Consider the following 782-nt stretch of genomic DNA (forward strand, 5'->3'; position numbering starts at 1 on the left):
AGTAACTGTCTTGTAAAAGACGTCTAGCCTAACTTAACATTCCATGGCAGCACCGATTCAATATCAGGTTCAGGCTGGCTCAGCTCCTCTAGCAGGTGCATGACATAGACGAATGGCGTCAGTCCATTCGCCTTGGCAGTCTCGATGATGGAGTAAAGTACAGCACTAGCATGTGCGCCGTTGGCGGTTTGGCTGAACAGCCATGCTTTTCTGCCGATAACGAAGGGTTTAATCGCGCGTTCAGCGCGATTGTTGTCAATGCTTAAGTGCCCATCAAGGGTGTAGCGTTGTAGTTTTACCCATTGATTTAAACAATATTGAATCGCTTCACCCAATTTGGTTTTGGGCAGCACCTCTTGTTCGGATTTGATGAGCCATGCTTCAAACTGTTTAAGCAGGAGTAAGCTTTTTTCTTGTCTTATTTTGAGTCGCTCGTCCGGTGTTTTGTTTTTGATTTGGATTTCTATCCTGTACAGCTTTTGAATGTGATTCAATGCCCATTCTACTTTGCCGCTTTTGTGTTTACCCATGGCTGTTTTAGCATCGGTAAATTTACGTCTTGCATGCGCCCAACAACCCACGAGTGTCGCTTGAGTTTTGTGATAGCCCGCATAACCGTCTACTTGCAGATAACCTTGATATCCATCTAAGTAATCCACCGCACACTGGCCTGCGCGACTAGCATGGTAATCAAACAGTACAATATGGGGAATGTCGGTATCGGTGAGTTTTCCTTCAGGCGAGTCTGCGCCTGTGGCATACAACCACATGTAGGATTTGGA

At 45.9% G+C, this 782-nt stretch carries 1 protein-coding gene; it reads right to left on the minus strand.

Annotated elements, in window-relative coordinates; all coding sequences use genetic code 11:
- Positions 1 to 23: 23 nt before the first annotated feature.
- A partial coding sequence (gene tnpC, locus I6F41_RS17915) for an IS66 family transposase (protein ID WP_197108910.1) occupies positions 24 to 782 on the minus strand: 759 nt, incomplete at its 5' end.

It is taken from the genome of Pseudoalteromonas sp. SCQQ13, assembly GCF_015864415.1.
Lineage (GTDB): Bacteria > Pseudomonadota > Gammaproteobacteria > Enterobacterales > Alteromonadaceae > Pseudoalteromonas > Pseudoalteromonas nigrifaciens.